Genomic DNA, 25102 nt, shown 5'->3' on the forward strand with positions numbered 1-25102 from the left:
TCAGGGCGCGCGCCAACGACGGAGCGGGCCTACGGACAAAGGCGTCGTTTCCCTGTAATGGCTGGTATCGCCATCCGAGGAAGCGACGCTTTTTTTTGAGAGAAAAGGTAGGTGTGGATGAACGATTCGGTCGGCAACAGCCCGGTGACCCCGGCGCTGGCCTGGGTAAACGGCAGTGACGCGCCGGAAAAGAGCAGTCTCGACCTGGGGTTCATGGCCTTGACTGATTGCGCCTCGCTGGTGGTCGCCGCCACCCAGGGGTTTGCGCAACCCTACGGCCTCACGCTGAACCTCAAGCGTCAAACGTCCTGGGCCAACCTGCGCGACAAACTGGTCAGCGGTGAGCTGGACGCCGCCCACAGCCTGTACGGGCTGATCTATGCCGTGCACCTGGGCATCGGCGGCGTTGCTCCGAGCCCGATGGCGGTGCTGATGGGGCTGAACCAGAACGGGCAGAGCATCAACCTGTCCCGTGGGCTGCAACAGCAAGGCGTGGTCACTCCTGAGGCATTGGAGCGCCACGTGCACCAAAGCCGCACAAAACTCACCTTCGCCCAGACCTTTCCCACCGGCACCCACGCCATGTGGCTGTATTACTGGCTGGCAAGCCAGGGCGTCCACCCGCTGCGGGACGTGGACAGCGTGGTGGTCCCCCCGCCGCAAATGGTTGCGCACCTGCAAGCCGGTCGTATCGACGGCCTGTGCGTCGGTGAACCCTGGTGCGCCAGCGCCGTCAAGCAGAACCAGGGCTTCACCCTGGCGACCAGCCAGTCGATCTGGCCGAATCATCCGGAAAAGGTCCTGGGCTGTACCCAAGCCTTCGTCGACCAATACCCCAATACCGCCCGTGTGCTGGTGATGGCGATTCTCGAAGCCAGCCGCTTTATCGAAGCGAGCACGCAAAACCGTCGCTCCACCGCCCAGCTGCTCAGCGCCCGCGAGTACCTCGACGCGCCGCTGGACTGTATCGAACCTCGCCTGCTGGGCAATTACGACGATGGCCTGGGCAACCAGTGGCAGGACCCGCATGCGCTGCGTTTTTTCGCCGATGGTGCGGTCAACCTGCCCTACCTCTGCGACGGCATGTGGTTCATGACCCAGTTTCGCCGCTGGGGCCTGTTGCGCGAAGACCCGGATTACCTCGACGTTGCCCGCCAGGTGCAACAACTGGACGTGTATCGTCAAGCCGCCAGCGCCGTCGGCGTCCCGCCCCATGACGAAGATATGCGCAGCAGCCAGTTGATCGACGGCAAGGTCTGGGACGGCTCAGACCCCGCCGGCTATGCCCGCAGCTTCCGTCTGCACGCCATGGCGGACGACACCAGCCGCCAAGCGCTGCGCTGACAGGAGCACGACCATGCTGCGAATCCTGTTGATCAACGACACCCCGCGCAAAGTCGGCCGGCTCAAGGCCGCGCTGACCGAGGCCGGCTTCGAGGTGATCGATGAATCGGGCCTGACCATCGACTTGCCCGCGCGCGTCGAAACGGTGCGCCCTGACGTGATCCTGATCGATACCGAGTCACCCGGCCGCGATGTGATGGAACAGGTGGTGCTGGTCAGCCGCGATCAACCCCGCCCTATCGTGATGTTTACCGACGAGCACGACCCGAATGTCATGCGCCAGGCGATCAAGTCCGGGGTCAGTGCCTACATCGTCGAAGGCATCCAGGCCCAGCGCCTGCAACCGATCCTCGATGTGGCCATGGCACGCTTCGAAAGCGACCAGGCCCTGCGCGCCCAGCTTCACGCCCGCGATCAACAGTTGGCGGAGCGCAAGCGCATCGAGCTGGCCAAGGGTCTGCTGATGAAAATGAAGGACTGCAATGAGGAAGAGGCCTACACCCTCATGCGCCGCCAGGCCATGAGCCGCCAGCAGAAACTGATCCAGGTCGCCGAACAGATTATTGCCATGAGCGAATTGCTCGGGTGATGTGGCGCGGCTCTTGCTAAAGAACCTCTACAGGTAGCCAACGGCGGTTGCCCAATCCACGACAAAGACGTCGCACACCCGGTTTGCCCTCGCGAACCCGGTGGCGGCGTTTTTTCGTTTTAGACCCAACCGTTGAGGTGCGTGATGAAATCAAGCTTCTGGAAATCCGGGCACACCCCGACCCTGTTTGCCGCGTTCCTGTATTTCGACCTGAGCTTCATGGTCTGGTACCTGCTGGGCCCGCTGGCGGTACAGATTGCCGCCGACCTGCACCTGACCACTCAACAGCGCGGCCTGGTGGTCGCCACGCCGATCCTGGCGGGCGCGGTGTTGCGCTTTCTCATGGGCATGCTGGCCGACAAGCTGTCGCCCAAGACCGCCGGGCTGATCGGCCAGGTGATTGTCATCGTCGCGTTGTTCTGCGCCTGGAAGCTGGGCATTCACAGCTACGAGCAAGCCCTGCTGCTGGGCCTGTTCCTCGGCATGGCCGGTGCCTCGTTTGCCGTCGCCCTGCCGCTGGCCTCGCAATGGTACCCGGCCGAGCACCAAGGCAAAGCCATGGGCATCGCCGGCGCCGGCAACTCCGGCACCGTGTTTGCCGCCTTGCTGGCCCCGGTACTGGCGGCGGCATTTGGCTGGAGCAATGTGTTCGGCTTCGCGCTGATTCCGCTGATTCTCACCCTGATCGTGTTCGCCTGGCTTGCCCGCAATGCCCCGCAACGCCCGAAAGCCAAGTCGATGGCCGACTACTTCAAAGCCCTGGGTGATCGCGACAGTTGGTGGTTCATGTTCTTCTACAGCGTGACCTTTGGCGGCTTCATCGGCCTGGCCAGTGCCCTGCCCGGCTACTTCAACGACCAGTACGGCCTGAGCCCGGTGACCGCCGGCTACTACACCGCGGCCTGTGTCTTCGGTGGCAGCCTGATGCGCCCCTTGGGCGGTGCCCTGGCGGACCGTTTCGGCGGGATCAAGACCCTGCTCGGCATGTACAGCGTGGCGGTGATCTGCATCGCGGCGGTGGGTTTCAACCTGCCCAGTTCCTACGCCGCGCTGGCGCTTTTCGTCTGCACCATGCTCGGCCTTGGCGCCGGGAATGGCGCGGTATTCCAACTGGTGCCACAGCGTTTTCGCAGTGAGATCGGCGTGATGACCGGCTTGATCGGCATGGCCGGCGGCATTGGCGGCTTTGTGCTGGCGGCCGGCATGGGTGCGATCAAGCAGAGTACCGGCAGTTACCAGGTGGCCCTGTGGCTGTTCGCCAGCCTCGGCGTGCTGGCCTGGTTTGGCCTGCACGGCGTCAAGCGTCGCTGGAGAACCACCTGGGGCTCGGCTGCCGTGACCGCCGCGCGCGTCTGATGAGCCTGCAACTGAGCGTCGCCCAGGCCAGTGCGATCGGCCCACGGGCAGAAAACCAGGACGCGCTGCGGGTGGTCACGCCCATGGCGGAACTGGCGGCGAGCAAAGGCTACCTGTGCGCGTTGGCCGACGGTGTCAGCCAATGCGCCGATGGCGGCCTGGCCGCACGCTCGACCTTGCAGGCGCTGGCCCTGGACTACTACGCCACGCCGCAGACCTGGGGCGTGGCCCAGGCGCTGGAACGTTTACTGGTCGCGCAGAATCGCTGGCTGCAAGCCAATGGCGGCGGTCAGCCGCTGCTGACCACCCTCAGCGCCCTGGTGTTTCGCGGCCAGCGTTTCACCCTGGCCCACGTCGGCGATTGCCGCGCCTATCGCTGGCTGGACGGCGAGCTGCAGCGCATCAGCGAAGACCATGTGTGGGAACAACCGGGCATGCAGCATGTGCTCAAGCGTGCCCTCGGCCTGGACCAACATTTGGTGCTGGATTTTCTCGACGGGGAACTGCGCGCCGGCGAGTGCTTCCTGCTGCTCAGTGACGGGGTCTGGGCCACGTTGGGCGACCACAGCATCCGCGCGATTCTGCGCGAACAAAGCGACCTGGACCTGGCGGTCAACACCCTGGTGAATGCCGCGCACTTGGCAGGAAGCCAGGACAATGCCAGCGCCTTGCTGGTACGCATCGACGCACTCGGCGCCGCCACGCTGGGCGATGCACTGGTGCAGTTGCAGCAGTGGCCGCTGCCGCCGCTGCTCAAGGCCGGGCAACGCTTCGAAGGTTGGCAGGTGCACAGCCTGTTGGCGCAGAGCCGACAGTCATTGCTGTATCGGGTAGAGGATGATCAGCAGCGCCCCTGGTTGCTGAAAACCTTGCCGCTCAATCGCGAAACCGATACGGACGCCGCCCAGGCCCTGCTCTCGGAAGAATGGTTTCTGCGCCGGGTCGCCGGCCGCGCGTTCCCTGAAGTGCATGCCGCCAGCGGGCGTCAGCATTTGTACTACGTGATGCGTGAATATCCGGGGCAAACCCTGGCCGAACTGTTCAAGCGCCAGGGCCCCTTGCCCCTGGCTCAATGGCAGTCCATCGCCGAGCGTTTGCTGCGCGCGATCGGCCTGCTGCATCGGCGGCAGATCCTGCACCGCGATATCAAGCCGGAAAACCTGTTGCTGGGGGACGATGGCGAACTGCGCGTGCTGGATTTCGGCCTGGCCTACTGCCCAGGGCTGTCCGAAGACCGTGCGCATGTGCTGCCCGGCACCCCGAGTTTTATCGCGCCGGAGTCGTTCAATGGCGAGCGGCCTACGGCGCAACAAGATTTGTATAGCGTCGGCGTCACGCTCTATTACCTGCTGACCGGCCACTATCCCTACGGCGAAATCGAAGCCTTCCAACGTCCGCGCTTCACTCAGGCGGTCAGCGCCAGCCGCTACCGTCCCGACTTGCCCGACTGGTTGCCCGCGAGCCTCGAACGGGCCGTGGCCGCGCAACCGCAGCAACGTTATGAAACCGCCGAAGAATGGCTGCTGGTGCTGGAACAGGCCGACCGCCGTGAGCTGAGCGTGCGCGCCCGCCCCTTGCTGGAGCGTGAACCGCTGAAGGTCTGGCAAACCCTGGCGATGGCTTCGCTGCTGATCAATCTGGTGCTGCTCTACTGGCTATTGCACCACTAACGGGCAAAACCCTGCGGCATTCGGGTTAAACGCTCAATAAAACCAGGGACATCGGCACTTGGCACAGCTGCTGCATTAGCTATCCCAACAACCCACATATAGCCGCTCCTTCAACGTCGAAGGGCCGAGCTTCCCGAGAGAACGGGACCAGGACAAAGGCGTCCTCGCTAGGTAACTAGCGGGGACGCCTTTTTTTGTTTGCGCGTGATTGGTCGGAGAGCGACATGAAAAAACTCAAACTGGTGATGATCGGCAACGGCATGGCCGGGGTTCGCACCCTGGAAGAACTGCTCAAGCTCAGCAGCGACCTCTATGACATCACCGTGTTCGGCGCCGAGCCCCACACCAACTACAACCGCATCCTGCTGTCGCCGGTGCTGGCCGGCGAGCAGACCTTCGAAGAGATCGTGCTCAACGACCTGGACTGGTACCTCGATAACAACGTCAAGCTGCTGCTCAACCGCAAGGTGGTGCAGATCGACCGGATCAAGCGCCGGGTCATCGCCGAAGACGGTACCGAAGCCGAGTACGATCGCCTGCTGATCGCCACCGGTTCCACTCCGTTTATCCTGCCCATTCCCGGTAACACCTTGCAGGGCGTGATCGGCTACCGCGATATCGCCGACACCCAGGCCATGATCGACACCGCCAAGACCCACAAGCACGCCGTGGTTATCGGTGGCGGGCTGCTGGGCCTTGAGGCCGCCAACGGCTTGATGCTGCGCGGCATGCAGGTGACCGTGGTGCACATCGGTGAATGGCTCCTGGAGCGGCAACTGGACAAGACCAGCGGCCAACTGCTGCAAACCGAACTGGAAAACCGTGGCCTGGTGTTCCGCCTGTGCGAACAGACCCAGGCCTTGCACGATGCCGGCAACGGCCGGGTCGGCTCGGTGCAGTTCAAGAATGGCGACATCATTCCCGCCGACCTGGTGGTGATGGCCGCCGGTATCCGCCCCAACACCGAACTTGCAGAAAAGTCCGGCATCCCCTGCAACCGTGGGATTCTGGTCAACGACACGATGCAAACCTACGACCCGCGCATCTATGCCATCGGCGAATGCGCCAGCCACCGTGGGATTGCCTACGGCCTGGTGGCGCCGCTGTTCGAACAGGCCAAGGTCTGCGCCAACCATCTCGCCCAACTGGGTTTTGCCACCTACAAAGGTTCGGTCACCTCCACCAAGCTGAAAGTCACCGGCATCGACCTGTTCTCTGCCGGAGACTTCATGGGCGGCGAAGGCACTGAAACCATCACCCTCTCCGACCCCATCGGCGGCGTGTACAAAAAACTGGTGATCAAGGACGACATCCTGGTCGGCGCCTGCCTGTACGGCGATACCGCCGACGGCGGTTGGTATTTCCGCCAGATCCGTGAGAACCACGCGATTGGCGAGATCCGTGACCATCTGATGTTTGGCGAAAATGCACTGGGCGATGTAGGCCATCAGGGCCAGGACAAAGCCATGAGCATGGCCGACAATGCCGAGGTCTGCGGCTGCAATGGCGTGTGCAAGGGCACCATCGTCAAGGCGATCCAGGAACAAGGGCTGTTCAGCGTCGATGAGGTGAAAAAGCACACCAAGGCCGCCAGCTCGTGCGGATCTTGCGCGGGGCTGGTGGAGCAGATCCTGATCAACACCGTGGGCGGCGCCGCCGACGTCAAACCCAAGAGCGAAAAAGCCATCTGCGGTTGCAGCGACCTCAACCACGGGCAAATCCGCCAGGCTATTCGCGACCAGCACCTGCTGACCATCGCCGGCACCATGAGCTACCTGAACTGGCGCACGCCCAACGGTTGCGCCACCTGCCGTCCGGCGCTGAACTACTACCTGATCTCCACCTGGCCGGGCGAAGCCAAGGACGACCCGCAATCGCGCCTGATCAACGAGCGCGCCCACGCCAACATCCAGAAAGACGGCACCTATTCCGTCGTCCCACGGATGTGGGGCGGTGTGACCAATCCGTCGGAGCTGCGCCGTATCGCCGATGTGGCCGACAAGTACAACGTGCCCATGGTCAAGGTGACCGGCGGCCAGCGCATCGACTTGCTCGGCATCAAGAAGCAGGACTTGCCCGGCGTCTGGAAAGACCTCGACATGCCGTCCGGGCATGCCTACGGCAAATCCATCCGTACCGTGAAGACCTGCGTGGGCAGCGAGTTCTGCCGCTTCGGTACGCAAAACTCGACGCAACTGGGCATCGAGCTGGAGCACGACCTGTTCAATATGTGGTCGCCGCACAAGGTCAAGCTGGCGGTGTCCGGTTGCCCGCGCAATTGCTCGGAAGCAGGCATCAAGGACGTGGGAATCATTGGTGTGGACTCGGGCTGGGAGATGTACATCGGCGGCAACGGCGGGATCAAAACCGAAGTCGCGGAATTCTTCGTCAAGCTCAAGACCGCCGAGGAAGTGCGCGAATACAACGGCGCATTCCTGCAGTTGTACCGCGAAGAAGCCTTCTACCTGGAGCGCACCGTGCATTACCTGCAGCGGGTGGGCATGGACCATATCAAGAAAGCCGTGCTCGAAGACCCGGCCCGGCGCCAGGCCCTCAACGAGCGCTTGCAGTTTTCGCTGTCGTTCGAGCAAGACCCCTGGAAAGAACGCCTGGAACAGCCGCTGCTGAAAAAGGAATTCGACGTCATCCCGGTCAAGCAATTGGAGGTGCCAGCATGAACTGGCTGGATATCTGCGCCCTGGAAGAAATCAACGCATTGGGCTCGCGCATCATCAGCGGGCCCAAGGGCGACATTGCGATTTTTCGCACCAGCGACGATGAGGTCTTCGCACTCGATGACCGTTGTCCGCACAAAGGCGGGCCACTGTCCCAAGGCTTGATCTATGGCAAGCGCGTTGCCTGCCCGCTGCACAATTGGCAGATCGACCTGGCGTCCGGCGAAGCCCAGGCGCCGGATATCGGTTGCGCCCATCATCACCTCGCCCGCGTGGAAAACGGCCGAGTGATGCTGGCCCTGCGGGACGCAGGGTGATGGACCGCCAGGTCACCGCATCCACCTGCTGTTATTGCGGGGTGGGCTGCGGCGTGCTGATTGAGCATGACGGCACCCGAATCCTTGGCGTGCAAGGCGATCCGGACCACCCGGCCAACTTCGGCAAGCTGTGCAGCAAGGGTGCCAGCCTGCATCTGACCGGTGACCTCGACGCCCGCGCCTTGTACCCGGAGTTGCGCTTGGGCAAAGACCTGGCCCGCGCCCGTACCGACTGGGATACCGCGCTGGAACATGCGGCCACGGTATTTGCCGAGACCATCGCCGCGCACGGGCCGGACAGCGTGGCCTTCTACATCTCCGGGCAATTGCTGACCGAGGACTACTACAGCTTCAACAAACTGGCGCGCGCCCTGGTCGGCACCAACAATATCGACAGCAACTCACGGCTGTGCATGTCCTCGGCCGTCGTTGGATACAAGCGCAGCCTGGGCGCCGATGCCCCACCCTGCAGCTATGAAGATCTGGACACCAGCGACTGCGTGATGATCGTCGGCAGTAACATGGCCTACGCTCATCCAGTGTTGTTCCGACGTTTGGAAGAAGCCAAGGCGCGCCGCCCACAGATGAAAGTCGTGGTGATCGACCCACGGCGCACAGACACCTGCGAACTGGCTGACCTGCACCTGGCGATCCTGCCGGGGACCGACGTCGCGCTGTTCCATGGGATTTTGCATCTGCTGTTGTGGGAAGACTGGATCGACCGCGATTTTATCCAGGCGCATACCGACGGCCTGGCCGAGCTCAAACGCCTGGTGCATGACTACACGCCGCAGATGGTCACGCAACTGTGCGGGATCAGCGTGGAGCAGTTGCGCCTGTGCGCGCAGTGGGTGGGCACCTCCAATAGCTTTTTGTCGCTGTGGTGCATGGGGTTGAACCAATCTACTGCGGGCAGTGCAAAAAACAGCGCGCTGATCAACCTGCACCTGGCCACCGGGACGATTGGCCGGCCAGGCTGCGGGCCGTTTTCCCTGACCGGCCAACCCAATGCCATGGGCGGGCGCGAGACCGGCAGCTTGTCGAATTTGCTGCCTGGGCATCGCGACGCCGCCAACCCCGAACATCGCGCAGAAGTCGCCGCTTATTGGGGCGTCGATCAACTGCCCGCCACCACCGGCCTCACGGCCATCGAACTGTTCGAGCAGGTACAGGCGGGCAAGATCAAAGCGTTGTGGATCGCCTGCACCAACCCCGCCCAATCATTGCCGGACCAGAATGCCGTGCGTGCCGCCTTGGCGACATGTCCGTTTGTGGTGTTGCAGGAGGCGTTTCGAACCACCGAGACCGCCGCCTACGCCGACCTGCTGCTGCCCGCCGCCAGCTGGGGTGAAAAAGAAGGCACGGTGACCAACTCCGAACGGCGTATTTCCCATGTGCGACGCGCCATCAGCGCACCGGGAGAAGCGCGGCCGGATTGGGCGATTACGGTGGATTTCGCCCGACGCCTGGAGCGTCGTCTGCGGCCGGGGCTGAACAGCCTGTTTGCCTTCGAGCAACCTGCGCAGATTTTTGACGAGTTCAAGCTGTTGACGCAGGACCGCGACCTGGATTTGTCAGGCATCAGCCATGCCCTGCTGGACCGGCTCGGCCCGCAACAGTGGCCGTTTCCCAGGGGTGCACAAGCCGGAACGCCGCGCCTCTACGTGGATGGCATTTTCCCCACCGCTAATGGCCGTGCGCAGTTTGTCGCCGACCCTTACCGCGCCGCCAAGGAGCAGCGTGACGCACGCTTCCCCTTGACCCTGATCACCGGCCGCCTGCGCGACCAATGGCACGGCATGAGCCGTACCGGCACGGCAGCGCAGTTGTTCGGGCATGTCAGCGAAGCGCTGTTGAGCCTGCACCCGGACGAGTTGCGCCGTCACCGCTTCAAAGAAGGCGACCTGGTCAGCCTGAAAAGCCGTCGAGGCAATGTCATCGTCGCGGTCACCAGCGATGACAGCGTGCGCCCCGGCCAGGCGTTCCTGCCCATGCATTGGGGCGACCGTTTTCTCAAAGGCGGCGTCAACGTGCTGACCCAGCCGGCGTGCGACCCGTTGTCGAAACAGCCGGAACTCAAACACAGCGGTGTGCGCCTGGAAGCGGTGCAACTGCCGTGGCAGCTGTTTGCGCTGATCGAGGGCGACGTGCAGCGACATTTCGAAGCCCTGCGTCCGCTCTGTGAGGGTTTTGCCTACGTCAGCCTGAGCCTGTCCGGACGTGAGCGTCCCGCGTTGCTGGTACGCGCAGCCCATACCGAGGCGCCCGACCTGCAGTTGCTGAACCGCATCGATCAGTTACTGGGGCTCAATGACGGCCCGGTGATGGCGTATGACGACCCGCGCCGTTCCATCGGTAAACGGGTAAAAATCGAAAAAGGCCGCATTACCGCGTTGCGCCTGGCCGGCGAAACCCTCGCCCGCCATTGGCTGCAGAGCCTCTGGCTGGAAGGCCGCGCCGACGATCAATTACGCCGCTGGCTATTGGCGCCGTTAAGCGCGCCACCGGGGGGTGCCGCAGCCAGCAGCAAGGTCCTGTGCAACTGCATAAATGTCAGCGAAAACGCAGTGTGCGCCGGGATCGCCCGTGGCCTGGACCTGAGTGGACTCAAACAAGAACTGGGGTGCGGCACGCAATGCGGCTCCTGCGTGCCAGAAATCAAACGTCTTTTGGCCGCCAGCCCGCAGCCAATCGCAATCAGTCTGTGAGGTAACAACATGAGCGCAAAAGTTTGGCTGGTAGGCGCCGGGCCCGGTGATCCGGAATTGCTCACCCTCAAAGCGGTAAGGGCCCTGCATGAAGCGGATGTGGTGCTGATTGACGATCTGGTCAACCCCGCCGTGCTGGAACACTGTGCCGATGCGCGAGTGATCACCGTCGGCAAGCGTGGCGGCTGTCGTTCCACGCCGCAGGATTTTATTCACCGCCTGATGCTGCGTTACGCGCGCCAGGGCAAGTGCGTGGTGCGGCTTAAAGGTGGCGACCCGTGCATTTTCGGCCGGGGTGGTGAGGAAGCAACCTGGCTGCGCGAGCGTGGAGTCGAGGTGGAGTTAGTCAACGGCATCACCTCAGGGCTGGCCGGAGCGACGAATTGCGATATCCCGTTGACGTTGCGCGGTGTAAGCCGTGGCGTGACGCTGGTCACGGCGCATACCCAGGACGACAGCAGCCTGAATTGGCGCGCACTGGCCGAGGGGGGCACGACGCTGGTGGTGTATATGGGCGTCGCCAAGCTGGAAGAGATTCGGCAACAGTTGCTGGAAGGTGGCATGGCTGCGGATATGCCGGTGGCGATGATCGAAAATGCGTCGTTGCCCGAACAGCGCGAATGCCGTAGCGACCTCGCCGCCATGCATGAAGACGCGCAGGCGTTTGCGCTGAAGAGCCCGGCAATCCTGGTGATTGGCCGTGTTGCCAGCGCAGCCCAGATGGCTTGCGCCGCAGCAGCCGCCAGCGCCTGAGGCAAATCGCAGGCGAAAAAAAGCCCGGCCTAAGCCGGGCTTTTTGTGAAACTCGGCTAATTACTTAGCTTGAGCTTCAACCGCTGCTTCTACGCGACGGTTTACAGCGCGACCAGCTTCAGTTGCGTTGTCAGCAACTGGGCGGGATTCGCCGTAACCTACGGAAGTGATGCGGCTAGGAGCTACGCCATCTTTAACCAGGACTTGCTTAACAGCGTCAGCACGACGCTGGGACAGCTTCTGGTTGTAAGCGTCTGGACCTACGGAGTCAGTGTGACCAGCAACTTCTACGTTGGTGTCTGGGTACTGAGCCATGAAGTCGGCCAGGTTTTTGACGTCGCCGTAGCTGTTAGGCTTAACAACGGCCTTGTCGAAGTCGAACTTAACGTCCAGCTCAACACGAACAACCTGAGCAACCGGAGCTTCTGGCTCTGGAACTGGCTCTGGAGCTGGTGCTGGGGTAGGAGCTGGAGCAGCTGCGCCAGCGTTACCGCCGAAGTTCACACCCAGGCCAACCAGTGCGGAGTAGTCCCACTTGCCGTTGTCCAGACCGTAGTCAGCTTCAACGCCAGCACGAGCGTACAGGTTGTTGGTGAAGTAGTACTTCACGCCGGTACCGATGGTAGCGAAAGTAGTCTGATCGCGACCGCTGTGACCGTCAGCTTTTACGTTGCCACGGCTCTGGTGGCCGAAACCGCCTTCAACGTATGGACGCAGGCTGTCAACGCCAGCTTGACCGAAGTGATATTGGGCAACCAGGCTGCCGGTATCACCTTTGATCTTCTGGCTACCAGTACCGTCGTTCGAACGGGTGTGGTTAGTCTTGTCGTAGGACAGGTTCAAGGACAGGTCGTCGGTCAAGAAGTAACCGATGCGAGCGCCAGGATTGAAGCCGTCTTCGATGTGCTTGACGCTATCGTTGTACTGCTTCTTGTAGAACAGCTCGCCTTCAACTGCGCCTTGGCCTTGTGCCAGAACGCCGAAAGAAGTAGCGGCAATAAGAGAACCAATGGCCAAGCCCAAGGTGTTTTTCAGTTTCATCCGTTAAATCCCCATCTGGTGATTGTAAAGCAGTCCCACAAACCGGGGGACAACTCGGCGACAAGTCTAACAGAACTTGCCTACACGTAAGAGATATTTGCTACGCACTAAGTTTCAGTCTCGCCCGCAAATTTCTCACGTAATTTATCAAGAGCACGTTTGTAACGCATTTTTGTAGCACTCAAGCCCATATGCATGATGTCAGCGATTTCCTGAAATTCCAATTCTGCGACGAAACGTAGCACCAGAATTTCACGGTCAATCGGGTTCACATGCACCAGCCAGCGATCAAGTCCGCCCTTTTCCTCGGGTGCCGGCGCCTTTTCCTCAGACGCCTCCTCAAGGGGGTCCAGACTCAAAGCGTCCATCAAGCGACGCTTTCGCCGTTCCTTCCGATACTGCGTGATGCACTCGTTGTAGGTGATGCTGTAGAGCCAGGTCTTGAACTTCGATTTGCCCTCGAAGTTCTTCAGGCCGTACAGCACCTTGAGCATCACTTCCTGACAGACATCATCCGCATCTCTATCGTTCCCCAAATACCTTGAACAAACGTTGAACAGAGTGCGTTGATACCTGCGCATCAATTCTTCGTACGCGCGTGTTACGTGAAACAGCTCCGTGTGCGAACGCGCGACCAACTCCTCATCAGAGAGCTCACGGGGGTCATAGCGCGTGGACAGCGTTTGGGCTTTATTCAAAACAAGTCGTGCCGGCAGTCAGGTCAATGTCCGCTGCAACCCGGTCAGCCGGGTTCGCGGCGGCGTACATTAGCAGGGTTTGCCGGTTTAGCGGCTACTGACCTGCTGCTCCAGGAGAATCCGGTTGGACAGCGACACCAGTTCTCCGTCATCGGTCAGCACGGTCGTCTTGACTGTGCCGATCTCCTCGATTTGCCCTTCGACCTCGCCCACACGCACCTGTTGCCCAACTTGATATAGCTCACGCACATAGATTCCCGCAAGAATCTGACCGGCAATTTCCCGGCTTCCCAACCCCATGGCCAGCGCAACGGCCAGACCAACGGTAATCAAAACGATCACAATAACGTGGTTCAGCAGGTCAGTCTTGACCTCCAGCTGGCTGATCGCGACGGAAATGCTGATGATGATCACCAGCCCCTGGGCAATTCGCCCCAGGCCTGCCGCGTAGTCCAGCCCGACGCCTTCAGCGGCTCCGCGCACCAGGCCATTGGCCAGTTGCGCGAGCAAAACACCGACCAGCAACACCAGCGCGCCGCCGAAAACTTTCGGCAAATACAGTGCCAGCATGTCGAGCGTAGCTGAAACTCGCTCAAGTCCAAGGGACTGAGCCGCAGAAACCAGGAAAATCAGTAGAACGAACCAATAAACGATCTTGCCGATCAGCGTAGAGATCGGCACTTGCAGCCCGGCGCGGCCCAGCAGCTTGGTCAGGCCGGTGCCGGCCATCAGGCGATCCAGCCCGAGTTTGGCGAGCAATTTGGACAGCAGGGTGTCGAGCAACTTGGCCACGACAAAGCCCAGCAATACCAGGACCAGGGCACCAAACAGGTTGGGAATGAAATTCGCCACCTTGGTCCACAATGCGGTCATCGCGGTGACCAGGCTCTGGGTCCAGAGATCAAGTTCCATATTCAGTCAGCCTTATCAGCAGTGCGAGCAAGAGGTTTACTACGGGAAACCGGTGACACATGGGCCGAACCGTTGTTCAGGGCCATCATCAATGCCGGCACCCAGCGCCCGAGCAGACCGAACAGGTCACCCGCCCCTACCCGACGGTTGGCGGTTTTCAGTACGCGACCCAGGCAAGCGTCGTCATCACGGTTGGATGGCGAAGCATTGAGCATGTCACGCAAAGACTGTTCGAACGGATCGTGCATAAGAGACCTCTCGCAAGTGATTTAAAAGACGAGGGTAAAATTCATCGGGTCACATCGGCCCTTTCCTACGCTCAGCTCATATTCAGTTCAAACCCAGCGCAACCGTCGAAACAACCACCATTGCCCCAAGGCCACGCAGACCATCAGCAGGCAGGCAATCATGAATCCGTAGGGGCTGCTGGAAAACGGTATCCCCCCCACATTGATGCCCAGCAGGCCGGTCAAAAAACTCATCGGCAAGAAGATGCCGGTGATGATTCCGAAACGGTACATCGTGCGGTTCATGCGCAGGCTCAAGCGCCGGTCTTCTGCCTCAAGCACAAGCCCCACGCGCTCCCTGGCCAATTCGAGCTCTTCCAGGTAACGGGTCAGGCTGTTGTGCAATTCGTTCCAGTAGTCGGCGTCGTCTTCACAGAACCACGCCAGTTTGATCCGCGTCAGTTGCGCGAAAATATCCCGTTGCGGCGCCAGAAAACGCTTGAGCCCGGCCGCTCGCCGACGGATCTGCAAGACGCTGCCGTGCTCCGGCGTATACCGTTCGTCGGCATCGAGTTTTTCTTCCTCGGAATCGACAATTTCGGACAGCCCGGTGACCAGATCCTGCACTTTGTTGGTCAGGTACTGCGCCATATAAAGGATGAGTTCAGACGCAGTTCTTGGCCCCTTACCCTCGGCCAGTTGCACCAGCAGCTCATCGGTGGCGCGTAGCGGGCGCAAACGCAGGGAAATCACACGACTGGCAGCTGCGAAGATACGTACCGAAACCATATCCTCCGGTTCCGCGCCGGGATTGAGATTGATCCCACGCAAAAACAGCAGCAGTTCGGCATCCGGTAACGGCAGCAGCCGCGGGCGGGTGTTTTCTTCCAGCAGGAGGTCACACGCAAATTCGCTCAAACCGCTGGATTTGCGCAGCCAGGTCTGGGTTTGAGGGTGGCTGCGGTCCCAATGCAGCCACAGGCTCTCCTGAGGCTGCAGTTGCAACGCGTCAAGCTCAGTCCGGGCAATCGAACGCGCACCGCCTTTACCGTCCAGCACCAGGGCATGCACCAGCCCCCATTGCGCGTTTTCTTCCTCGAACATCCTCACCCCTTTCGGCTACTGCGTTTATTCAGGCATTTTCAGTGGGCTGGGCGAGACGATCACACCGTTGTTATCGGCATACACGTATTCGCCTGGGCGGAACGTCACGCCCGCAAAGGTCACCACCACGTTCAGGTCGCCAAGGCCGCGCTTGTCGGTTTTCATAGGATGGGAAGCCAGGGCCTGCACGCCCAGATCGGTCTGGGCAATCACATCGACGTCGCGGATGCACCCGTAGATCACCATGCCTTCCCAGCCGTTTTTCGCGGCTTTCTCGGCGATCAGGTCACCCAGCAACGCACGCCGCAGCGAACCACCGCCATCGACCACCAACACCTTGCCGGTGCCGGGCTGCTCGGCCTGTTCCTTAACCAGGGAGTTATCTTCGAAGCACTTGATGGTGACAATTTCGCCGCCGAAGGAATCTCGGCCACCGAAGTTGCTGAACATCGGCTCGACCACCTGTACCAGCTCCGGGTACGCGTCGCACAGGTCGGGGGTCACGTAATGGTTCATCGAGAAACTCCAGTCGTCAAAAATGAGGTCGGACATCCCAGGGTGTACATCAGAAAAACGTCTTGCAACAGGCATTCTTTAAGGGCTTGGCCGGTAATGGCGGCCATGATCAGACTCACCTGCGCGTAACGCAATGGCCGTTACGCGACTGAATATGACCAGAGGCGTCTGAGGCGTCATATCTTAGCCGCAACCACATAAGAGTGAAACGCCCCGGTAGAGCGCTTCGTTAAACCGCAACAGCCACCTCGGGCCGGGAGCCGAACAAAGGTGTCAACGGGTCTTTCAACCAACGTTCCACCAACGGCCACACTTCGGCCTGTGCGGCTTTGCTGACCAGCATTTGTACATGCCCGAAATCCTCGCTGAAACCCTGCCGACGCCCCAGGCACAGGTATTGGCGATGTTCGCTGCCGAATTGCTCGAACAGCTTGCGACACGCCCAGTCCGGATCTTGCCGGTCGCCCGCCGCGCTGACCGCCAACAGCGGCACGTCGACTTCTGCCAGGCCTTTCCACCAATCACGCTCGGCGTCGCCAAAGCGGCCGAACAGGCCATTCCATCGCATGACTTCGATCATCACGCCGGCCGGCTCGTCCTCGGGCCCGCGTTTGAATCGTGGGCCGGACACCTGGGCAAGACGCTTCAAGATAAATCGGCCGCCCCATTCCACCGGAGGGATTTTCAACGGCCAATGGGTGCGGCTGACCTGGCAACCAAAGATCGCCACCGAAGCCACCCACTGCGCGCTCAGGTATTGCCCGCCCAGCGCGGCAACCAACGTGGTGGCGCCGAGGGAATGCCCGATCCAGTGCGCAGCCTGCCCGCTTTGCTCGTGCACAAATGCACCAATGGCCGGCAAATCGTAACGGGCGTAGCCGGCGACACGGTTGCGGGCGTAGTCGTGGTTGCGCTTGGACAGGCCATGGCCGCGCATTTCCGGGATCCATACATCAAACCCCTGGCGTGCCAGGTGAGCTCCCAGGCCTATGCCCTTGGGCGAATACCAGAAGCGCCGATTGGAAAAACTGCCATGCAAGAAAATAACCGGCGTGCCCCGGTTTTCCGGGACATCGGCCAGGCCCAGACGGGTAACCGCCAGCTCGACGGTAGCGTCGGGGCTGTTACCGGGTTTGAGGCGGTACACATCTTCACTCAGGTCGCCACGACGTTCAGCGCTGATCAGGGCGACGGGAAACAGGTTACTGCTGCTTTGCATAATCTTCTTGCACAAAAAAGGGCGGCGTCCGGTAGGAGTTCCGCCCTGTACAGATAAGAATGCCGGTCACCCTCAACGAGTGACCGGCACTTTTGACGTAGCGACGTTAAGCGGGCGCTTGGCCTTCGGCGAGGAAGAACCAGGTTTCCAGCACGGAGTCGGGGTTCAGCGAGACGCTTTCGATGCCCTGTTCCATCAGCCACTTAGCCAGGTCAGGGTGATCGGAAGGGCCCTGACCGCAGATACCGATGTACTTGCCGGCCTTGTTACACGCCTGGATAGCGTTGGCCAGCAGCTTCTTGACCGCAGGGTTTCGCTCGTCGAACAGGTGAGCGATGATCCCGGAGTCGCGGTCCAGGCCCAGGGTCAGCTGGGTCAGGTCGTTGGAGCCGATGGAGAAACCGTCGAAGAATTCCAGGAACTCCTCGGCCAGGATGGCGTTGGACGGCAGCTCGCACATCATGATGACCCGCAGGCCGTTCTCGCCGCGCGTCAAACCGTTTTCAGCCAGCAGGTCGACCACCTGGCTCGCCTCACCCAGGGTGCGCACGAACGGCACCATGATTTCGACGTTGGTCAGCCCCATCTCGTTGCGCACACGCTTGAGGGCGCGGCATTCGAGTTCGAAGCAGTCACGGAACGCTTCGCTGATATAACGCGAGGCGCCACGGAAGCCCAGCATCGGGTTTTCTTCTTCCGGCTCGTAGAGCTTGCCGCCGATCAGGTTCGCGTATTCGTTGGACTTGAAGTCCGACAGGCGCACGATGACCTTTTTCGGGTAGAACGCTGCCGCCAGGGTGCTGATGCCTTCCACCAGCTTCTCGACATAGAAGCCCACCGGGTCGTTGTAGCCGGCGATGCGCTTGTCGACGCTTTCCTTGATGTCCAGCGGCAGGCCGTCGTAGTTCAACAGGGCCTTGGGGTGCACGCCGATCATGCGGTTGATGATGAACTCCAGGCGGGCCAGGCCCACACCGGCGTTCGGCAACTGCGCGAAGTCGAAGGCGCGGTCCGGGTTGCCGACGTTCATCATGATCTTGAACGGCAGGTCCGGCATGGCGTCGATGGAGTTCTGCTTGATGTCGAAGCCCAGCTCGCCTTCGAAAATGAAACCGGTGTCGCCTTCGGCGCAGGACACGGTCACACCCTGGCCGTCTTTCAACAGCTGGGTGGCGTTGCCGCAACCGACGACCGCAGGAATGCCCAGCTCACGGGCGATGATCGCCGCGTGGCATGTGCGCCCGCCACGGTTGGTGACGATGGCGCTGGCGCGTTTCATCACCGGTTCCCAGTCCGGGTCGGTCATGTCGGAGACCAGCACGTCACCCGGCTGGACCTTGTCCATCTCGGACACGTCCTTGATGATGCGTACCTTGCCGGCGCCGATGCGCTGGCCAATGGCGCGGCCTTCCACCAGCACCGTGCCGGTTTCTTTCAGCAGGTAGCGTTCCATGACGTTGGCCGACGTGCGGCTCTTAACGGTCTCGGGACGGGCCTGCACGATGTACAGCTTGCCGTCATCACCGTCCTTGGCCCATTCGATGTCCATCGGGCACTTATAGTGCTTCTCGATGATCATCGCTTGCTTGGCCAATTCGCTGACTTCAGCGTCGGAGAGGCAGAAACGCGCGCGCTCGGCCTTGTCGACGTCCACAGTTTTAACGGAACGACCGGCCTTGGCCTCGTCGCCGTAGATCATCTTGATCGCCTTGCTGCCCAGGTTGCGGCGCAGGATAGCCGGGCGGCCGGCCTCAAGGGTGTGCTTGTGCACGTAGAATTCATCCGGATTCACCGCGCCTTGTACGACGGTTTCGCCCAGGCCGTAGGCGCCGGTGATGAATACCACGTCACGGAAGCCCGATTCGGTATCGAGGGTGAACATCACGCCGGCGGTGCCGGTTTCGGAACGCACCATGCGCTGCACACCGGCAGACAAGGCCACCAGCTTGTGGTCGAAACCCTGGTGCACGCGGTAGGAAATGGCGCGGTCGTTGAACAGCGAGGCAAACACTTCCTTGGCCGCGCGAATCACGTTTTCCACGCCGCGGATGTTGAGGAAGGTCTCTTGCTGACCGGCGAACGAGGCGTCCGGCAAATCTTCGGCGGTGGCCGAGGAGCGCACGGCGACGGCCATATCCGGGTTACCGGCGGACAAGGTGGCGAAGGCGGTGCGGATCTCTTCGTTGAGCTTCTCGGGGAACTCGGCGTCCATGATCCATTGGCGGATCTGGCTGCCGGTTTTGGCCAGGGCGTTGACGTCATCGACGTCCAGGGCGTCCAGCGCGGCGTGGATCTGGGCGTTGAGGCCGCTCAGCTCGAGGAAATCACGGTAAGCCTGGGCCGTGGTGGCAAAACCACCCGGCACCGAGACACCGGCGCCTGCAAGATTACTGATCATCTCGCCGAGGGATGCGTTCTTGCCCCCCACATGCTCTACATCATGGACGCCGAGCTTATCGAGGGAAACTACGTACTCTACCAAGGTGATCTCTCCACTTTCTGTGTTGGAAAAGCTCAGGACGCGGCTTGCTCAGTAGGAGCGAACGCCAGCGCTTGTGGCCTGGACCTGGAAAATAAGTGAGAATGCGGCCCACTGCGGGACGGCAAAATCGCGCCTATCATATCCAAGATTCGCCATCAGCTTAAGGCCCAGGGCTCAAATGAAACGATCTGCTTTCTTTATTTCCGATGGCACCGGCATCACGGCCGAAACACTAGGCCAGAGCCTGCTCGCGCAGTTCGAAAACATTACCTTCGCCAAATTCACACGGCCTTATATAGACAGCGTGGACAAAGCGCGGGCCATGGTACAACAAATCAATCTGGCGGCTGAAAAAGACGGCTTTCGCCCGATCATTTTCGACACCATCGTCAATCAAGACATTCGTGAGATTCTCGCAACGTCGAATGGTTTCATGATCGACATTTTCTCCACGTTCCTGGCGCCATTGGAACAGGAGCTGAGCGAACATTCCTCTTACTCCGTCGGAAAGTCTCATTCCATTGGGCATAACTCCAACTATATGGAGCGGATCGAGGCGGTGAACTTCGCCCTCGACAATGATGACGGTGCTCGCACGCATTACTATGACAAAGCCGACCTGATCCTGGTTGGCGTGTCGCGCTGCGGCAAGACACCTACCTGCCTGTACATGGCCATGCAATTCGGTATCCGCGCGGCCAACTACCCGCTGACCGAAGACGACATGGAACATCTGACGCTGCCAGCCGCCCTGCGCGCGCACTCCCACAAGCTGTTCGGCCTGACCATCGACCCGGACCGGCTCACTGCGATCCGCAATGAACGCAAGCCCAACAGCCGCTATTCCAGCTACGCCCAGTGCGAATTTGAAGTGCGTGAAGTAGAAAATCTGTTCCGGCGCGAGAATATTGCGCACATCAATTCCACGCATTTTTCGGTGGAAGAGATTTCAGCGAAGATTTTGGTGGAGAAAGGTGTGGAGCGACGGTTCAAGTAGCCTTTGGGAGGTTTGCTCTTGACGGAGGTGTGTCAGTTGGCGAATTAACCGGCTGATCCAGCGCCATCGGGGGCAAGCCCCCTCCCACATGGTGGCCGGTGTACATCAGGCTTACAGATGAAACCTGCCGCCACCCTGCCCCAGCGCGGTCGCCAGCGCATCGAAGCCCTCGCGCAACAGCTGATCATCCCCCGACGTATTACAGATACTCGCCCGGATGAACTGCGGCACTGCGGTCTGTCCCACCGCGAACGCCTCGGCGGTCGCGATCAGGTAATTGTTCTGTTTGAGCTCCGCCTCGATTTCCGACGCGCGCCAGGGTTCAGGCACTTCGATCCAGAAGTGTGGGCTGTTGAGGTGAGTACGGTAGGCCAGTCCATTCAATAAGCCTTCGACCAACGCCTTGCGCCGGCTGATCTCGTTGATCTGCTGGCGCAGCAGGTATTCGGCCGTGCCGTTTTCGATCCACTGGGTCGCCAACTCCAGGGTCACCGGGGTGGCCATCCAGCAGGTCGAACGCAACGCCGCCGACACCCGACTGACCAGCGCCGGTGGCGCATGCACGTAGCCAACGCGCAGCCCAGCCGACACCGCTTTGCTCAGGCTGCTGATCAAAATCGTCCGCTCGGGCGCAAAGGCGCTCAACGGTGGCGGGCGGTCTTCCACCAAAACGCCATGGGCCTCGTCCTCGAGAATCAGCAGATTGTGTTCGCGACAGACTTTGACCAAGGCCTCCCGGCGCGCCACCGATAACACCGCCGTCGTAGGATTCTGGATGGTCGGTGTGCAGTACAGCGCCGAAACCCGGTGATTACGACAGACTTCATCCAGTGCGCCCGGCAGCACACCTTCTTCGTCCATTTCCAGCCCGATCAGCCGCACACCCAGCATACGCGCGGCAGTGATCAGCCCTGGGTAAGTCAGTTGCTCGGTGACCACCGTGTCGCCGGCGCGCAGCAACGCCATCATCGCGCAGAGCAGGCCGTGCTGGCCGCCATTGACGCAGATGACCTGCTCGGGAATCGGATGGAAGTCGCGTTGCACCAGCCATTGCGCACCGGCCTCACGGTAGCGCGGCAGGCCTGCGTCCGGGGTGTAGGCGCTGATGTCCTGGAGGAATTTGCCGTTGGTCGACAGGGTCTGGAAGCTCTGGGCGAGAAACACCGTTTCCTGCCCGGGAATGTGCATGTTGCGGCTCATATCGAAGTACTGGCGTGGCTCCTCGCTGAAATTGCGAAAGCCCTCATCACGCTGGCGCTCCATCCCACGCTTGCGCACGAATGTGCCGTCACCCACACGCGCCACCACCAACCCTAACCGCTCCAGCTCACCGTAGGCCCGGCTGATGGTGCCGATGGTGACACCCAGATTGTCGGAAAGCACCCGATGGGGCGGCAGTTTTCTTCCCGGTTCAATCGTGCCTTCAAGGATGCCCCTTTCCATGACATCGGACAGGCGCTTGTACTTCACGCCCTGACCGTTGGACAACCCCTCACGCATAATTGACACCATGTCAATATTTGTTTTGACAGTCATCATTCGCCCTAATAGTGTGCTTTTGCGGGTTCAATCACCGGATTGAATCACTTATAACAAGTTCAATATAGAGTTCAATTCCGGCTCAGGGAAGCAATAAACGATGCCAATGTCCGCCGTTCTTGAAAACACTGCAAAAACCAAAACCCACAAACAGTGGCTGGCCGGCCTGATCACGAGCGTCATGTTCCTGATCGTGTGCTTGAGCTGGGGCACGACCTGGCTGGGCATCAAGATCGCGGTGGAAAGCGTGCCGCCACTGACCTCTGCGGGCCTGCGCTTCCTGATCGCCTTCCCGTTGTTCCTGTGTTTTGCCATGGTGCGCCGCGAGCCGATTCTGTTTCCGCGAGAAAGCCGCTGGTTCTTCGTGTTCGTGACCCTGTCCTACTTCAGCATTCCCTATTACCTGCTCAACTACGGCGAGATGCATGTCTCGTCCGGCCTGACCGCCCTGCTGTTCAGCTGCATGCCGGTGTTCATCCTGATCTTCTCCGCGCTGTTCCTGCGTGAGCGCATCTACCTCTCCCAGGTGGTCGGCATCGGCATCGGGTTCGCCAGCCTCTACATGATCATCAAAAGCCAGGGCCTGCAACTGGACCACGCCGAGTTTTTCGGCGTATTGGCGATTCTGACCGCCGCGATCATGCACGCGTTGTGCTACGTGATTACCAAGCAAAAAGGCAGCGCCATCAGTGTCATCACCTACAACACCCTGCCCATCGGCATTGCCGGGCTGATGCTGTTCGTGGCCGGCCTGTGGTTCGAGACCCCGACCTTCGACGACATCACCCTGCGCTCCTGGAGCGCGCTGTTCTACCTCGGGCTGGTGGCGTCGGTGGGCGGCTTCATTGTGTATTTCATGCTGCTCAAGCGCCTGAGCCCGATCATCTTGTCCTTCGTGTTCATCATTTTTCCGGTGTTCGCGGTGATCATCGGCGCCTGGTACGAAGGCGTGGAAATTTCCCGTGACCTGATGCTGTACTCGGCGATCCTGCTGGGCGGTTTTGCGATCACCAAGTTGCCGATCGAAAAACTGCTGGCCAAGAAAAATTGAGCACCCCACCCCCCACCCAGCGACGCGAGAGAAACATGGACGTCCTGCGCCCCGAAGCCCTGGAACAGATCTACGCCCACGCAAGCCGCAGCTATCCCGAGGAATGCTGTGGCTTCATCTTCGCCGATGGCAGCGTGTACCTGGGCAGCAATATCCAGAACGAGTTGCACCGCAAGAATCCGCAGATGTACCCGCGCAGCGCGGCCAGCGGCTACACCTTTTCAGTCGCCGACACCTTGTTGATGAACAAGGCGTTTCGCAGCGACAACCCGGTGGTGGTGATCTACCACTCGCACCCGGATGTCGGTGCCTATTTCAGCGAGGAAGACCAGGACAAGGCGCTGTTTCTCGGCGAGCCGATCTATCCCGTCAGTTACCTGGTGGTGGATGTTCGCCAAGGCCAGGCCCTGGGGTCAAAGCTGTTTGCCTGGGATGGCAAGCATTTCGCCCTTCAACCTTTCAACGACCTGCACACGGAGTTGTCCATGAACGCTGTCTCTTTCCCTGACATTCTGGTTCGCGTGGCCAAGCTGCCGGAATCGACCCTCGAGGGCGCCGGATCGACATTGCGCGAAGTCATTGAAAACCTCTGCGACAGTCACCCACAGTTGCGCCAGCACCTGTTTCACGAGAAGAACAACCAGCTCAAGGAACACTTCCTGTTCACCGCCGAGGAGGAGCTGATCGACGCTGACGACAGCTTGCCGGCAAAGGCCCGGATCGAAGTGCTGCTCGCCACCTCCGGCGGCATCGACACCCTGAGCAATGAGGAAGTGCAACGCTACGTCCGCCATATCACCCTGCCCGGCGTCGGCCGTGAAGGTCAGTTGAACCTGAAAAAGGCCAAGGTGCTGATCATCGGCACCGGTGGCCTGGGCTCGCCCATCAGTCTTTACCTGGCAGCGGCCGGCATCGGCACCCTGGGCCTGGTGGACTTCGACGTGGTGGAAAGCAGCAACCTGCAACGCCAGATCGTGCATGGCAACAGCACCCTGGGCCTGCCCAAGGTGGAATCCGCCAAGCAACGCTTGCAGGACCTCAACCGCCACATCCAGATCAACGCGCACAACACTGCGCTCACTGCCGACAACGCCCTGGAGCTGGTGGGCGCCTATGACCTGGTGATCGACGGCACGGACAATTTCGAGACCCGCTACCTGGTCAATGACGCCTGCGTACAATTGGGCAAACCCTTGGTGTACGGCGCCATCTACCGTTTCGACGGACAAATCAGCGTACTCAACTATAAAGGTGGGCCTTGCTACCGCTGCCTGTTTCCCAGTGCACCGCCTGCGGAACTGGCGCCCAATTGCAACGCCGGTGGGGTGATCGGCGTGCTGCCGGGGGTGGTCGGGATGATCCAGGCGACCGAGGCGATCAAATTGCTCATCGGTATTGGTGAACCCTTGTCCGGCCGCTTGATGCGCTTCGATGCGCTGGCGATGAAATTCAGCGAGATCCGCTTCAAGCGCCGTGCCGACTGCCCGTGCTGCTCGGAACGGCGCCACAGCGAAGCCGTCGCACCGACGCTGTGCGCGGATGCGGTGCCGAGCCAACCGTCCCTCGCCGAGGAACGCTACATCAAGCCCCGCGTGCTCAAGCAAGTGATCGACAACCACCGCAGCGCCGACGTCTTGCTCGACGTGCGTGACGCCAGCGAACTGGAAGTGTGCAAATTGCCGGGGGTGGTGCACATCCCCCTGGCAGAGCTGGATGAACAGCTCGACAGCCTGAGCCGCGACAACACCCATTACCTGATCTGCTATGCCGGGACCCGTGCCGAGCAGGCCGCCAGTACCTTGTTGGCCGCAGGCTTCGCCAATACCAAGGTGCTGCAGGGCGGCATGAAACACTGGGTGCGCGACGTCGAACCCGACATGCCGCTGTACTGATCGGGGGCCGAC

20 protein-coding genes are annotated in these 25102 nt (G+C 60.8%); 11 read left to right on the plus strand and 9 right to left on the minus strand.

The features are described from left to right. Positions 1 to 117: 117 nt before the first annotated feature. The 8 genes from C4J88_RS19690 (at position 118) to cobA (ending at position 11412) form a co-directional block, all read left to right on the plus strand. Entirely contained in the window at positions 118 to 1344 is a 1227-nt protein-coding gene (locus C4J88_RS19690; RefSeq protein ID WP_124407902.1) for a CmpA/NrtA family ABC transporter substrate-binding protein, read from the plus strand. 13 nt (positions 1345 to 1357) lie between these two features. Beyond that, on the plus strand, positions 1358 to 1933 hold the full coding sequence (locus C4J88_RS19695) for an ANTAR domain-containing response regulator (RefSeq protein WP_057721200.1): 576 nt from the start codon (positions 1358 to 1360) through the stop codon (positions 1931 to 1933). Between the two features lie 144 nt (positions 1934 to 2077). Then, positions 2078 to 3289, plus strand: coding sequence for a NarK/NasA family nitrate transporter (locus C4J88_RS19700; RefSeq protein WP_124367953.1), 1212 nt, complete (start codon positions 2078 to 2080; stop codon positions 3287 to 3289). Further along, positions 3289 to 4959, plus strand: a complete 1671-nt coding sequence (locus C4J88_RS19705) for a bifunctional protein-serine/threonine kinase/phosphatase (RefSeq protein WP_124367954.1) — start codon at positions 3289 to 3291, stop codon at positions 4957 to 4959. The genes C4J88_RS19700 and C4J88_RS19705 overlap by 1 nt, the downstream gene beginning before the upstream one ends. Positions 4960 to 5183: 224 nt before the next feature. Then, positions 5184 to 7637, plus strand: a complete 2454-nt coding sequence (nirB, locus tag C4J88_RS19710) for a nitrite reductase large subunit NirB (protein ID WP_124407903.1) — start codon at positions 5184 to 5186, stop codon at positions 7635 to 7637. Then, on the plus strand, positions 7634 to 7951 hold the full coding sequence (gene nirD / locus C4J88_RS19715) for a nitrite reductase small subunit NirD (protein WP_124407904.1): 318 nt from the start codon (positions 7634 to 7636) through the stop codon (positions 7949 to 7951). The genes nirB and nirD overlap by 4 nt, the downstream gene beginning before the upstream one ends. Further along, positions 7951 to 10659, plus strand: a complete 2709-nt coding sequence (locus tag C4J88_RS19720; RefSeq protein WP_124407905.1) for a nitrate reductase — start codon at positions 7951 to 7953, stop codon at positions 10657 to 10659. Before nirD ends, C4J88_RS19720 begins: the two co-directional genes overlap by 1 nt. Positions 10660 to 10668: 9 nt before the next feature. Continuing rightward, positions 10669 to 11412 (plus strand): uroporphyrinogen-III C-methyltransferase, encoded by a 744-nt coding sequence (gene cobA / locus C4J88_RS19725; RefSeq protein ID WP_124407906.1) that lies wholly within the window; start codon positions 10669 to 10671, stop codon positions 11410 to 11412. A gap of 60 nt (positions 11413 to 11472) precedes the next feature. Here the strand turns inward: cobA and C4J88_RS19730 are convergent, their stop codons facing one another. From C4J88_RS19730 to ppsA, 8 genes are all read right to left on the minus strand, one after another. Next, positions 11473 to 12453: an OmpA family protein gene (locus C4J88_RS19730; protein ID WP_124367958.1), complete on the minus strand. Its 981-nt coding sequence runs from the start codon at positions 12451 to 12453 to the stop codon at positions 11473 to 11475. A gap of 107 nt (positions 12454 to 12560) precedes the next feature. Continuing rightward, the gene (gene sigX / locus C4J88_RS19735) at positions 12561 to 13151 is read right to left on the minus strand and encodes an RNA polymerase sigma factor SigX (protein WP_003193286.1); all 591 of its coding nucleotides are present in this window, start codon (positions 13149 to 13151) and stop codon (positions 12561 to 12563) included. Positions 13152 to 13238: 87 nt separating this feature from the next. Then, positions 13239 to 14063 (minus strand): mechanosensitive ion channel domain-containing protein, encoded by an 825-nt coding sequence (locus tag C4J88_RS19740; protein ID WP_003193288.1) that lies wholly within the window; start codon positions 14061 to 14063, stop codon positions 13239 to 13241. 2 nt (positions 14064 to 14065) lie between these two features. Continuing rightward, positions 14066 to 14311, minus strand: a complete 246-nt coding sequence (locus C4J88_RS19745; RefSeq protein WP_124407907.1) for a CrfX protein — start codon at positions 14309 to 14311, stop codon at positions 14066 to 14068. Positions 14312 to 14398: 87 nt separating this feature from the next. Further along, positions 14399 to 15394, minus strand: a complete 996-nt coding sequence (locus C4J88_RS19750) for a zinc transporter ZntB (protein WP_124407908.1) — start codon at positions 15392 to 15394, stop codon at positions 14399 to 14401. Positions 15395 to 15418: 24 nt separating this feature from the next. Next, positions 15419 to 15910 carry a ribonuclease E activity regulator RraA gene (gene rraA, locus C4J88_RS19755; protein WP_124363934.1) on the minus strand — a complete coding sequence of 164 codons (492 nt, stop codon included), beginning with the start codon at positions 15908 to 15910 and terminating at the stop codon, positions 15419 to 15421. A 229-nt stretch (positions 15911 to 16139) separates the two neighbouring features. Beyond that, positions 16140 to 17129, minus strand: a complete 990-nt coding sequence (locus C4J88_RS19760; protein ID WP_124407909.1) for an alpha/beta fold hydrolase — start codon at positions 17127 to 17129, stop codon at positions 16140 to 16142. 106 nt (positions 17130 to 17235) lie between these two features. Continuing rightward, positions 17236 to 19611 (minus strand): phosphoenolpyruvate synthase, encoded by a 2376-nt coding sequence (ppsA, locus tag C4J88_RS19765; protein WP_124363936.1) that lies wholly within the window; start codon positions 19609 to 19611, stop codon positions 17236 to 17238. 178 nt (positions 19612 to 19789) lie between these two features. On the opposite strand from ppsA, the gene C4J88_RS19770 reads away from it, so the two are divergent. Then, positions 19790 to 20608, plus strand: a complete 819-nt coding sequence (locus tag C4J88_RS19770) for a pyruvate, water dikinase regulatory protein (protein ID WP_003193298.1) — start codon at positions 19790 to 19792, stop codon at positions 20606 to 20608. Positions 20609 to 20719: 111 nt separating this feature from the next. Here the strand turns inward: C4J88_RS19770 and C4J88_RS19775 are convergent, their stop codons facing one another. Further along, entirely contained in the window at positions 20720 to 22144 is a 1425-nt protein-coding gene (locus C4J88_RS19775) for a PLP-dependent aminotransferase family protein (RefSeq protein WP_124363937.1), read from the minus strand. Positions 22145 to 22304: 160 nt separating this feature from the next. Between C4J88_RS19775 and C4J88_RS19780 the strand changes: the two genes are divergently transcribed. After that, positions 22305 to 23198 carry a DMT family transporter gene (locus C4J88_RS19780; protein ID WP_164487745.1) on the plus strand — a complete coding sequence of 298 codons (894 nt, stop codon included), beginning with the start codon at positions 22305 to 22307 and terminating at the stop codon, positions 23196 to 23198. Positions 23199 to 23233: 35 nt separating this feature from the next. Beyond that, complete coding sequence (moeB, locus tag C4J88_RS19785; RefSeq protein WP_124407911.1) at positions 23234 to 25090, plus strand: molybdopterin-synthase adenylyltransferase MoeB; 1857 nt, start codon at positions 23234 to 23236, stop codon at positions 25088 to 25090. The last annotated feature ends 12 nt before the right edge of the window (positions 25091 to 25102 follow it).

Origin of the sequence: Pseudomonas sp. R4-39-08 (genome assembly GCF_003852275.1) — a bacterium.
Classification (GTDB): Bacteria; Pseudomonadota; Gammaproteobacteria; order Pseudomonadales; family Pseudomonadaceae; genus Aquipseudomonas.